The sequence below is a fragment of the Kitasatospora sp. MAA4 genome, from assembly GCF_029893355.1.
Lineage (GTDB): Bacteria > Actinomycetota > Actinomycetes > Streptomycetales > Streptomycetaceae > Kitasatospora.
Genome location: NZ_JARZAI010000019.1, coordinates 131413 through 143431, shown reverse-complemented (window position 1 = coordinate 143431; position 12019 = coordinate 131413). Strand labels below are relative to the sequence as shown.

General features: G+C 74.3%; 8 protein-coding genes. 7 read left to right on the top strand and 1 reads right to left on the bottom strand.

The features are described from left to right. The first annotated feature begins 440 nt into the window (after positions 1-440). The 6 genes from lanKC (at position 441) to P3T37_RS24840 (ending at position 8430) form a co-directional block, all read left to right on the top strand. Positions 441-3008 carry a class III lanthionine synthetase LanKC gene (gene lanKC, locus P3T37_RS24865; RefSeq protein ID WP_280726052.1) on the top strand — a complete coding sequence of 856 codons (2568 nt, stop codon included), beginning with the start codon at positions 441-443 and terminating at the stop codon, positions 3006-3008. A 72-nt stretch (positions 3009-3080) separates the two neighbouring features. Continuing rightward, complete coding sequence (locus P3T37_RS24860) at positions 3081-3200, top strand: SapB/AmfS family lanthipeptide (RefSeq protein WP_280726051.1); 120 nt, start codon at positions 3081-3083, stop codon at positions 3198-3200. An 81-nt stretch (positions 3201-3281) separates the two neighbouring features. Beyond that, positions 3282-4982, top strand: a complete 1701-nt coding sequence (locus tag P3T37_RS24855; protein WP_280726050.1) for an ABC transporter ATP-binding protein — start codon at positions 3282-3284, stop codon at positions 4980-4982. Between the two features lie 62 nt (positions 4983-5044). After that, a complete protein-coding gene (locus P3T37_RS24850; protein ID WP_280726049.1) occupies positions 5045-6727 on the top strand; it encodes an ABC transporter ATP-binding protein in 1683 nt (560 codons plus the stop codon). Positions 6728-6772: 45 nt separating this feature from the next. Beyond that, positions 6773-7618: a pentapeptide repeat-containing protein gene (locus tag P3T37_RS24845; RefSeq protein ID WP_280726048.1), complete on the top strand. Its 846-nt coding sequence runs from the start codon at positions 6773-6775 to the stop codon at positions 7616-7618. A 137-nt stretch (positions 7619-7755) separates the two neighbouring features. Next, on the top strand, positions 7756-8430 hold the full coding sequence (locus tag P3T37_RS24840) for a hypothetical protein (RefSeq protein WP_280726047.1): 675 nt from the start codon (positions 7756-7758) through the stop codon (positions 8428-8430). A 7-nt stretch (positions 8431-8437) separates the two neighbouring features. On the opposite strand, the gene P3T37_RS24835 is transcribed toward P3T37_RS24840, so the two are convergent. Then, positions 8438-8995, bottom strand: coding sequence for a DUF3515 domain-containing protein (locus P3T37_RS24835; protein ID WP_280726046.1), 558 nt, complete (start codon positions 8993-8995; stop codon positions 8438-8440). Between the two features lie 104 nt (positions 8996-9099). On the opposite strand from P3T37_RS24835, the gene lnt reads away from it, so the two are divergent. Then, a complete protein-coding gene (lnt, locus tag P3T37_RS24830) occupies positions 9100-11928 on the top strand; it encodes an apolipoprotein N-acyltransferase (protein ID WP_280726045.1) in 2829 nt (942 codons plus the stop codon). Positions 11929-12019: the final 91 nt, after the last annotated feature.

Genomic DNA, 12019 nt, shown 5'->3' with positions numbered 1-12019 from the left:
CTTGTGACGCCGAGTAGACGGAACCGGCCAATCGACTTTCCGTGCCGACTCACCGTGCGATGTGAACGAGCGGTGAAGGACGCCCGGCGCAGCCAGCGCACTCACCCGGCGCACGGACGGCGCACGGACCGCGGCCCGACCGTCCGTACGCGGCCGAGGTGATCGGCGGAACATCCGGATCCACCAGGGACGGCTGTGCCGCGCGCCGCCCGCCATGGAGGTCATCAGGCGGTGACGGAGTGAGGCCGTCCGGATGCGGCGCGCAGTGAACCGAGGTCAACGCCGCCGTCCATGGTCGAGTTGGCAGGCCCCTGACAGATTCAGCCAAAGCCCCGAAAGGCCCTGGCAGGGCCTGATGGGCACGGGCATGCTGCTCAGGGCCGGAGCGCCTGGCCAACTCCCCTGCGCCGGCAACCCACTTCACCCTGGAGGGGCACCCAGTGGACACCCGTTACGAGGCCTACTCGTTCGCCGACCCGCTCTTCTACGACTCCCCGGTCCGCTGGGGAGCCCCGGAGGAGTTCGCGGTCGTCGGGGAGCCGCTGCCGGACGGGTGGGTACAGCAGGACCGCGGAATCTGGGTCGGCATGCACCCCCGGGGCGCGCGACTGCCCGAGCAGGGCTGGAAGATCCATGTGTCGGCCTGCCTGGACAACGCCGTGTCGGTGCTGACCACGGTCCGGACGTACTGCCTGGGCGACCGGCTACCGTTCAAGTTCCTGCGCGGCCTGCCCCTGGTCCAGTTGCAGAACGCCAAGTACGCGGCGCGCGGCTCCAGCGGCAAGTTCTGCACCCTCTACCCCCTGGACGACCGGCAGTTGGAGCGATGTCTGGACGTTCTGGGCGCGCAGCTCGCCGGGCAGCCGGGGCCCTACATCCTCAGCGACCTGCGCTGGGGCGCCGGCCCGCTGCACCTGCGCTACGGCGCCTTCGTGGAGCGCTGGCGCCGCTCGGAGACCGGCGAGGCCGAGCTCGCCTTCGCCGATCCGGACGGCAACCTGGTGCCCGACGTGCGGGCCGCGGTCTTCGAACTGCCCGACTGGGCGCCGGTTCCGGACGTGCTGCGACCGGCCCTCGACGAGCGGCGCGCCGCCCGCTCCGGCAAGCTGCCCTACCAGGTCGAGCGGGCCCTGCACTTCTCCAATGCCGGGGGCATCTACCTTGCCCGCGACCCCGGGACCGACCGGCAGGTGGTGCTGAAGGAAGCCCGGCCGTACGCCGGCCTCGACCAGCGCGGCACCGACTCGGTGGCCCGGCTGCACCACGAGGGCGAGATCCTCCAGGCCCTGGCGGGCGTGCCCGCCGTCCCCGCCCTGATCGACCGACTGACCGCCTGGGAACACCACTTCCTGGTGCAGGAGTACATCGAGGGCGACACGCTGAACAGCTGGCTGGTGGCCAACTACCCCCTGGTGCACCCGGGTCGGGACCCCGAGGAGCTGGCCCGCTACACCGCCCAGGCGCTGGCCCTGCTGGACGAGGTGGCGGCCGGACTGGCGCAGATCCACGCCCGCGGTGTGGTCTTCGGCGACCTGCACCCGCGCAACCTGATCCGCCGCCCGGACGGCCGGATCGCCTTCATCGACTTCGAACTCTCCAGCCTGTCAGCAGAGTTCGTCCGCCCCGCACTGGGTGCGGCCGGCTTCGCGGACCCCGGCCTGAGCGGCACCGACCTGGACGAGTACGCGCTGGCGGCACTGAAGCTCTGGATGTTCCTGCCGATGCAGCAGCTGCTGGCGCTGGACCCGGACAAGGTCGGCGAGTTGATCGACACCGCCGCCGAACTGTTCCCGCTGCCCGCCGAGTTCCTCGACGACATCCGCCGCCGACTGGAACAGCCCGCTGCGTCCGTCTCGGGCACCCGGGTGCGCCTCCCCCGCGCCGAGCGCGCGCGGCTGACCTCCCTGCTGACCGCGCCCGATCCCGACTGGCCGGCCCTGCGCGCCTCGCTCGCCGCCGGCATCCTGGCCACCGCCACCCCCGAGCGCAGCGACCGGCTCTTCCCCGGGGACGTGGCCCAGTTCGGCGTGGACGCCCTCGGGTTGGCGTACGGCGCGGCCGGTGTGCTGTACGCGCTGCACGCCAGCGGGCACGGGGTGGACGAGGAGCACGTCCGCTGGCTCCTGCGCGCCGAGCAGCGGCGCGCCCCGCGGCCCGGCCTCTACACCGGCAGCCACGGCGTCGCCTACACCCTGGACCTGCTCGGCCACCCCGCCCCCGCCCTGGACCTGCTCACCAGGCTGCTCGAACTCCCGCTGGAGGAACAGGGCCTGGACCTCGCCGGCGGGCTGCCCGGCACGATCCTCACCCTGCTGCACTTCGCCGGCCGGACCGGTGACACCGAGCTGCTGGACCACGCGCTGTCCGCCGCCCGGCTGCTCGGCGAGCGGCAGGACAAGCGGGACCCGGCACCCGGCGATCCGGCGGGCCTGCTGCGCGGCGCCGCGGGCCAGGCACTGGCCTACCTCCGGCTCTACGAACAGAGCGGCCAGGAATGGTTGTTGGAGCGCGCCGGGGAGTCGCTCGGCCGGGATCTGGCGCGCTGCGTGACGACCGCGGACGGCAGCCTTCAGGTGCAGGACGGCGTGCGGGTGCTGCCCTACCTGGAGTCGGGCAGCACGGGCATCGGCACCGTCCTGAACAACTACCTGGCGCACCGGCCCGACTCGCCGTTGGCGTCCAGCGAGCAGGCCATCCGCCGCGCGGCCGAACCGGAGTTCGTCGTGCTGCCCAACCTGTTCAGCGGGCGGGCCGGACTGATCGCCTACCTGGCCGGGCTGCGTCAGGGGCCGGACAGCGAGCGGATCGCCGCGATGATCGACCGCCACCGCCGGCAGCTGTCCTGGCACATGGTCCCCTATCAGGGCCATCTCGCCTTCCCCGGTGAGCAGTTGCTGCGCCTCTCGACCGACCTGGCGACCGGCTCCGCGGGCGTGCTGCTCGCGCTGGGCACGGCTCTGGCCGGCACGCCGGGTCTGCCGCTGACCGCCCTGCCCGGACGCCGCTGACCCGCGGCACCCCACAGACCCCCGGCGACCCGCCGGGTTGCACCGTCCCACCCGAACAGAAGGAGAACGACCATGGAGATCCTCGACCTGCAGGGCCTGGAGCTTCCCCAGGAGGAGAACCACGACAACGCCAGCACGCTGAGTGTCCTCAACTGCGGCAACAGCACGGTCAGCACGCTGCTCTGCCTGTAGCCCGTGGGCGCCGGCCCGGGAGACCCAGCGGCCTCCCGGGCCGGACCCGTTCCTCGCACCTCTACCGGAGGACCAGAGCTGATGGACACCTCGGACCGGCTGCTCCTGGACGGCCTGCGGGCGGCCGCGCCGCGCGCCGCCGTTCTGCTGGCCGCCCTGCTGGTCGACGCGGTCGCGGTGCTGCTGCTGCCCGCGGCACTCGCCCACGCGGTGGACGCGGTGCTCGCCGGCCGGTCGAGCGGCGCGGCCGTCCCCTTCCTGGCGCTGCTGGCCGTGGCGGTACTGGCGGAGACGCTCGCGCAGTTCGCCGACCCGTGGTGCACGGCCGGGGCGACCGCCGCGCTCAGTCGCCGGCTGGCCCGCCACACACTGGCGCTCGGCGTCCCCGGCACCCGGCGGTTCAACGCCGGCGACCTGACCGGGCGGCTGATCAGCAGCGCCCCGGAGTCCGGTTCCGCGCCCGCCGCCATCGTTCAGGCGAGCACCGAACTCCTGGTGTCCCTGGGCGGATTGGTGGCACTGGCGCTGATCAACCGGTGGCTCGCGGTGGTCCTGCTGCTGGGCGCGCCGGCCGGCACCGCGGCCGTCCGGCACTTCGTCCGGCGGGTCTCGCGCAGCGCCGGGGACTACCAACTCGCCCAGGCCGCCCTGCTGGCCAAGCTGCTCGACGCGATGGGCGGCATCCGCACCATCCACGCCGCCGGCACCCACGCGCTCGAAGTCGAGCGGGTGCTGACCCCGCTGGCCGAACTCGACCGGGCCGGGCGGGTGATCTGGCAGAGCCAGCGCCAGGTGCAGTGGCGCACCTCGCTGCTGCTGCCCGCGCTGCAGATCGCCGTCATCACGGTGGCCGGCTACGGCGTGAGCGCGGGCCGGACCACCCCCGGTCAACTCCTTGCGGCCGTCGGCTACACCACGCTCGCGCTCGGCTTCCTCGGCAGCGCGGGCAGCCTGCTGGGCCTGGGCCGCGCCCGGGCGGGGGCCGCGCGGATCGCCGAGGTGCTGGCGGCGCCCGCGCTGCTCCCCGGCAGCCGCCCGCTGCCGGCCGGGCCCGGCGAGCTGGTGCTGCACGAGGTGACGGTCCGCCACGGCGGCCGGACTGTCCTCGACCACGTCTCGCTGACCGTGCCCGCCGGACGCACGCTCGCCCTGGTCGGCCACTCCGGATCCGGCAAGTCCACCCTCGCCGCGCTCGCCGGCCGGCTCGCCGACCCGGACAGCGGTCAACTGCTCCTGGACGGCGTGCCGTTGCACGAGCTGCGCCCCGAGGAGCTGCGGCCCGCGGTCGCGTACGCCTTCGCCCGCCCGGCCCTGCTGGGCGCCACCGTCGAGGAGGCGCTGCGCTGGACCGACGAGCCGCAACCGAGCGCCGAGCAGGCGCGCGAGGCCGCCCGCAGTGCGGAGGCCGACGGCTTCATCCGGCGGCTGCCCGGCGGCTACGGCTGCGCGCTCAGTGCCGCGCCGATGTCCGGCGGCGAGGCGCAGCGCTTGGGCATCGCCCGCGCGATCGCGCACGGCGGACACCTGGTCGTGCTGGACGACGCCACCTCCAGCCTGGACACCGCCACCGAGAGCCGGGTGGACGAGGCGCTGGACCGCGCGCTGGCCGGCTGCACCCGGCTGGTGGTGGCGCACCGCCCGGGCACCGCCGCCCGGGCCGACCTGGTCGCCTGGCTGGACGGCGGGACCCTCCGGGCGCTGGCCCCGCACCGCGCGCTCTGGCAGGACCCGGACTACCGCGCACTGTTCGCCCCGCCGCTGGACACCGGGGGCACGCTCTGAACGCCCCCGGCTGGCGGCTGCTGGCGGATGAACTGCGCCGCCACCGCAGGCCGCTGGCCGTGATGACCGCCTGGACCGCGGCCGAGGCGCTGCCCGCCGCACTCTCCGGCCGGCTGATCGCCCAGGCGCTGGACGCCGGCTTCCTCGCCGGCCGTCCGCTGACCGGGCTGGCCTGGCTGCTGGCCTTCGGTGCGGTCACCGTCCTCGGAGCGCTCGGCTCGCGCCAGGTCTATCCCCAACTGGCGGATGTGGTCGAGCCGTTGCGCGACGCGCTGACCCGCCGGGTGGTGGACGCCACACTGCGCAGCTCCGCCGCGGACCCGGCGCCGCCCGACACCGCCGCGCTCTCCCGGCTCACCCGGCAAATCGAGACGGTGCGCGACAGCGTGGCCGGGCAGTTGCTGATCGTCCGTCAGTTCGCTGTCACCGCCGTCTTTGTGCTGATCGGCGCCGCCTCGCTGGGCACCGCGCTGCTGCCGCTGATCGGGATCCCGCTCGCCCTGGCGCTGCTGGTCTTCAGCGGCACACTGCCCCCGCTGGCCCGGCGCCAACGCGCCCTGCTGCGCGCCGAGGAGGACTTCGCCCGGCTGGCCGCGGACACCTTCGGCGCGCTGCGGGACGTGGTCGCCTGCGGCGCGGTGCGGCGCAGCGGCACAGCGCTGGAGGCCGCGATCGAGGTGCAGCACCGCGCCCGGACCCGGCTGGCCGCGCTGGGCACCGTACGCCGACTGGCCGTCGCGCTCGGCGTCCACCTGCCGGTGGCGCTGATCCTGCTCGACGCCCCGCGCCTGGTCCGCGGCGGGCTCAGCGCGGGCGACGTGGTGGGCGCGCTCGGCTACCTGACAGTCAGCCTGGAGCCGGCGCTGCGCACGCTCGTGCAGGGACTTGGCGCCTCCGGCCTGCGGCTGACCGTCGCACTGGACCGGCTGGCCGAGGCTTCGGCGCCGCCACCACCACCGTCGCCGCCGGCACCGCTGGCCGAGGCCGTGCCGGTCGGCTCGGGCCTGGAACTGGACCGGGTCGGCTTCGCGTACCACCCGCAGGCCGAACCGGTGCTCGACGGCCTCAGCCTGACCGTCGCGGACGGCGAGCACCTGGCCGTGGTCGGGCCGAGCGGCATCGGCAAGTCCACCCTGGCGAGCCTGCTGGCCGGGCTCACCGCCCCCGGGACCGGGACGATCCGGCTCGGCGGTGCGCCGCTGGCCGCGCTGAGCGCCGAGCGGCTGCACGCCGCCCGCGTGCTGATCCCGCAGGAGGCCTACGTCTTCGGCGGCACCCTGCGGGAGAACCTTGGCTACCTGTGCCCCGGCGCGGGATCCGCCGCGCTCGACCGCACCGCTCAGCTGCTCGGTCTGGACGGCCTGCTGCATCGGCTCGGCGGCCTGGACGCGGCTGTCGACAGCACCCGGCTGTCGGCGGGCGAGCGCCAACTCGTCGCGCTCGTCCGCGCCTACCTCTCCCCCGCCCGCCTGGTCGTCCTCGACGAGGCCACCTGCCACCTGGATCCGGCCGCCGAGGCCCGCGTCGAGGACGCCTTCCACCGGCGGCCCGGCACGCTGATCGTGATCGCCCACCGGATCAGCTCGGCCCAGCGCGCCGACCGGGTCCTGCTGATGGACACCCCCGCACCCGCGCTCGGCACCCACCGCGAGCTGCTGGCCGGCTCCGCCGGCTACCGCCGCCTGGTGGGCAACTGGTCGGGGCCGCAGGCTGCGGCAGCCGGTCGGCGGGGGCCGGTCGGCTAGGGTGCAGGGGACCCCGTTCTTGCCTCGCCCAGGAGACCGCACCCGTTGTCCGAGAACCGCGACCACGCCCAGCCCGCCACTTCCGGGGACCGCGCGCACCTGCGGGCCGACTGCGAGAGCTGCTTCGCGCTGTGCTGCGTCGCTCCGGCCTTCTCCGCCTCGGTGGACTTCGCGATCAACAAGAGCGCCGGCCAGGCCTGCCCCAACCTGCAGACCGACTTCCGCTGCGGCATCCACACCGAGCTCCGGCCCAAGGGCTTCCGCGGCTGCACCGTCTACGACTGCTTCGGCGCCGGCCAGCGGGTCTCCCAGGTCACCTTCGGCGGGCAGGACTGGCGACAGGCCCCCGGCACCGCGCGGCAGATGTTCTCGGTGTTCCCGATCGTGCGGGACCTGCACGAGCTGCTCTGGTACCTGACCGAGGCCCGGTCGCTGCCCGCCGCCCGCTCGCTGCACGGCGAGCTCGGCCGCGCGCTGGAGCAGACCGAGCTGCTGGCCCAGGGCAGCCCCGAGGAGCTGGCCGAGCTGGACGTGGCGGCCCACCGGCGCGAGGTCAACACCCTGCTGCTGCGCGCCGGCGAGCTCGCGCGGGCCGGGGTGAAGGGGAAGAAGAAGGACCACCGCGGGGCCGACCTGGTGGGCGCCCGACTCAAGGGCGCCGACCTGCGCGGCGCCAGCCTGCGCGGGGCCTACCTGATCGAGGCGGACCTGCGCGGCGCCGACCTGCGGCTGGCCGACCTGATCGGTGCCGACCTGCGCGGCGCCGACCTCTCCGGCGCGGACCTGACGGACGCCGTCTTCCTCATCCAGTCCCAGCTGGACGCGGCCAAGGGCGACGCCGCCACCAAGCTGCCGCCCGCGCTGACCCACCCTGCGCACTGGGCTCGCTAAACGCCTGTGGGCATGAGCCAAAGTGAACGCAATTCCGGACAGTCTCGTAACAGCTTTCACGTCAGCTGATGACATCCGGGGCTCGGGCTGCCTCAATGGACCAGCCCTGCTTCACCGTTCCTTCCGAAGGGACCATCATGCCCGTGATCAACCGCCTGTTAGGGACAGCACTCGCGGCCGGAGCGCTCCTGCTCGCAGCCGTCACCCCCGCCGCCGCCCAGCCGGCCACCGTCACGCCGCCGCCCGTGGCGACCTACTACGCCTACGGGCTGAGCGCCTTCGAGGCTGTCGCGATCGAAGGGGCGACGGCGGGCGCCGACCAGCAGGCCAACGCCGCAGGCTTCGCGACGAGCCAGTGCCAGCAGATCGGGGAGTGGGCAGCCCCGTCCATGATCCCCGGACAGCCGATCCACTGGAACGCCAGGGTCGAACTCCTCTGCAAGACCCCGCCGCCCCCCGGCACCGTCGACCTCGTCCGGTTCCTCGGCACGGACCACATGAGCACCACCGGGAACCCGCCGGCCGGCTACAGCTCGGAAGGCAGCCTCGGCTACCTCGACACCAGCCAGGCCCCCGGCACCATGCCGCTCTTCATGTGCACCGAGCAGGGCCACACCTTCACGTCCTCGGACACGCACTGCGAGGGCCAGGGGTTCGTCCAACAGCTCGGCTACGTCTACTGGGCGCCGCCGGCCGGCATCTCGGTCAAGGTGCTGATGCGCTGCTGGTACAGCGGCGGCCTCTTCGACTCCAACGACCCGAACTGCGAGGGTCAGAACATCTCAGGGCGACTGGGCTACATCCTCGCCTAGGCCCTGGCTAGTCGGACGAGTCGTCCGTTCCGCCGAGCTGCCCGCTGATGTCGGGGACGGTCGCGTTGACCGCGTCGGAGACCGGGCTCAGCGGGTCGCCGTAGTTCGGGTAGGCGCCGGCCGGCACGCTCACCTCCACGTAGGCGAGGCGCAGTGTCGCGGTGAAGCGGTAGCCGCCGTGGCCGTCCTTCTCCAGGTACCACTGGACGTTGTTGACATTGGGGCCGGTCGACTCCTGATTGGCCTGCTTGTTCAGCGACTTGGGCCGCGGCACCCCGCAGCGCAGCACGGTCCGCGGCGAGCTGTTCCAGACGGCGACGTACGGCGACGGGTCGGGGGCGGTCCGCTGGTGGCCCTCGATCGCGCCCGGCAGGGCCTTCGCCAGTGCCTGGCAGTAGCCGGCCACCGCGCCCGTCGGGGTGGGCGCGGTCAGCGGCGGCTGCCAGCTGCCCCAGCTCTGGAACAGCAGGGCTGAGCACGCCAGCAGTCCGAGCGGCAGCGACAGCCACCGGACCGGAGCGGGCAGTGCCGCGAGGGCGCGGATCGGACGCTGGAATCGGGCCACCGGGACATCGTATGTGCACCCCGTTTGCGCCCGGTCGCGCCCTCCCCCGGGGTCTCTTCGCCCACCCCCTGGCGTACACGCGACGGCAGCCAGACGATAGGCCCATGGGCAATCGGCGGGTGACCGCGCAGGGCCCGCCGCCGGCTCCGGCACCGGGCCCCGGTTCGCTGCGCCGCGACCTGGCCGGCCCGCTGCGCCCGCTGCTGGCCGGCCAGTGCCTGGGCCAGGGGGCGGACGGACTGGCCCAGATCGCCTTCGCCCAGTTCGCCCTGTTCGACGTGGGGCACGGCGCCACACCCGGACGGATCGCCGCGGTGCTCGCGGTGACCCTGCTGCCGTTCAGCGTCGTCGGCCCGGTCGCGGGCGTGCTGATCGACCGCTTCGACCGGCGCCGGACCCTGATCGCGATGTCGCTGGTGCGCGCGCTGCTGGTGGTGGCCGGCGCCGCCGTCGTGCAGGCCCGCTCCACCCCGGCCGCCTACGTGACCGTGGTGCTGCTGCTCTCCTCCTCCCGGTTGGTGCTCACCGCCAAGGGCGCCGTGCTGCCGCGGACCGTGCCGCGCGCACGGCTGGTCCCGGCGAACGCCGCGTCCGCGATCGCCGGGATGAGCGCGGCGTTCGTCGGGGCGGTCGGCGGCTCCCAGCTGGTCGGCCACTCGGCGGTGGCCGGCTTCCTGGTCGCCGGCCTGCTCTACGCCGCGTCGGCCGGCGTCTTCAGCACCGTGCCGCCGCTCGGCGGGCAGCGCTCCTGGCAGCCCGGCGAGGCGCTACTGCCACGACTGCGCCGCGCCCTCACCGACCTGGCCGACGGCGCCCGCACGGTGGGCCGCACGCCCGAGATCCGGCGGCCGATGTTCAGCGTCGCCGCGCACCGGCTGCTGCTGGGCGCCGGGTTCGTGGTGCTGATCCTGGTCGCGGACGGCGAGTACCGGCTGCGCGCCTCCGGGTACGGCATCGCGCTGGCGGTCACCGGCGTCGCGTCCTTCGCCGGCAGCATGGCGGCCACCCCGCTCGCCGCGCGCTACGGCGCCCGCGCGCTCGTCCCGGCGGCGTTCCCCCCGGCGGCGGCCGCCGCGTACGTCGGCGGGCTGGCGCCCTCGCTCGGCGTGCTGATCGCCTGCGTCGGCGCGGTCAGCTTCGCCTTCGCGGTGCTCAAGGTCGCCTCCGACGCGCTGATCGGCGGGGCCACGCCCGACGCCGTGCGCGGACGGGTGTTCTCGATCTACGACATGCTCTACAACACGGCCTTCGCGCTCGCCGGACTGGCCATGGTGCCGTGGTGGCACCAGGGGCGCGAGCGCGCCCTGCTGTGGTGGGTGGCCGCCGCGTTCGCGATCGGCTGGCTGGTGGCCACCGCCTCGGCGCGCGGCGTGCGGCTGCACCGGCCCGGCCTTCGTCACCGACCGCTGTGGCCGCGGTGGCGCGGACGGGTCTGCGCGCTGCCGGCCGGGGCGCTGCCGGTGCTGGTCTTCCCCGCGCCGTCCTGGTGGTGGCTGGCCTGGGTGGTGCTGGTGCCGCTGCTGCTCGTGGTGCGGGCCGCGCCGAGTCGGCGCGAGGCGATGGTGCGGGCCTGGTGGGGCGCGGCGGCATTCGTGATGGCCACCCAGTACTGGCTGCTGCCCGACGTCGGCCCCGCGATCGTCCTGCTGGGCGCGCTGCTCGGCGCCCTCTGGCTGCCCTGGGGCTGGGCGGTGCACCGGCTGCTCGGCGCACCCGTCACCGCACGGCGGGCCGGCGCCGCACTGCTGGTGGTGCCCAGTGCGTGGAGCTGCGCGGAGGCGGCCCGCTCCTGGCAGAGCCTCGGCGGGCCGTGGGCGCTGCTCGGCGCCAGCCAGTGGCGGCAACCGGAGATGCTCGCCTCGGCCTCGCTCGGCGGGATCTGGCTGACCGGGTTCCTGCTGGTGGCCGCGAACACCGCGCTGGTCGCGGCCCTCGTCGCGAAACCCGTTCTGCCCTCGCGGCGGTGGCGGCTGCGCGGGACGGCGCTGCTGGTGGCCGCCGCCTGCGCCGCGACCGGGCCGGTCTGGGCCGCGCTGCGCACCGATCCGCCGGTGCAGCGCACCGTCGAGATCGCCGTGGTCCAGCCCGGGGTGCTCGACTCCCCCACCGCCCGGGAGGCCGCCGAGGAGGCCGCCACCGCCCAACTGGCCCCCGGCGCGGACCTGGTGGTGTGGGGCGAGAGCAGCGTCGGCGCCGACCTGAGCGGCGACCCGGACCTGCTTGGCAGGCTCCGAGCGCTCTCCGCCACGGTCGGCGCGGACCTGCTGGTCAACGTGGACGCCCCCGCCGCCTCGGGCGGGGGCTGGTACAAGCAGTCCGTACTCATCGCCCCGACGGGCGTGGCCGGCAGCTACGAGAAGACCCGACTCGTCCCGTTCGGCGAGTACATCCCGCTGCGCCCGCTGCTGGGTTGGACCGCCCACCTCAGCAAGGCCGCCCAGACCAACCGCCGGCGCGGCAGCGGCATCGTGGTGCTGCACACCCGTTCGCTCACCTTCGCCCCGCTGATCTGCTTCGAGTCCGCCTTCCCCGACATGGCCAGGAACGAGGTCGCCAAAGGCGCCCAGTTGATCGTCTACCAGACCAGCACCTCCAGTTTCCAAGGCAGTTGGGCGCAGCCCCAGCACGCATCACTGGCCGCGGTCCGCGCCGCGGAGACCGGCCGTCCGGTGATCCAGTCCGGACTCACCGGCGTCAGCGCCGCCTTCGACGCCCAGGGCCGCCAACTCGCCTGGTACCCACCCTCGTTCCGCGGCTCCTTCACCGTCCAGGTCCCGCTGACCTCCGGCACCACCCCCTACGACCGCACCGGCGACTGGGTCCTGGCCCTCGCCTTCACCACCCTGGCAGGCGCCGTGACCGTCGCCACCCTGCGGCCAGACCGACCTTTCGGGCGAACTGACGGCCACGACAGCCCGACTTGGAATCTCTAAGTTCTGGCACCGGCAGCGGCGACTTGAAAGACGAATCGAAGGGTCGCCGCATGCGTCGACCCTCGACGATCAGATTCGACCTGATCCGATC

Coding starts and splice junctions, on each gene's coding strand:
- lnt (WP_280726045.1), top strand. CDS start 9,100: ATGGGCAATCGGCGGGTGACCGCGCAGGGCCCGCCGCCGGCTCCGGCA.
- P3T37_RS24860 (WP_280726051.1), top strand. CDS start 3,081: ATGGAGATCCTCGACCTGCAGGGCCTGGAGCTTCCCCAGGAGGAGAAC.
- P3T37_RS24850 (WP_280726049.1), top strand. CDS start 5,045: ATGACCGCCTGGACCGCGGCCGAGGCGCTGCCCGCCGCACTCTCCGGC.
- P3T37_RS24855 (WP_280726050.1), top strand. CDS start 3,282: ATGGACACCTCGGACCGGCTGCTCCTGGACGGCCTGCGGGCGGCCGCG.
- P3T37_RS24840 (WP_280726047.1), top strand. CDS start 7,756: ATGCCCGTGATCAACCGCCTGTTAGGGACAGCACTCGCGGCCGGAGCG.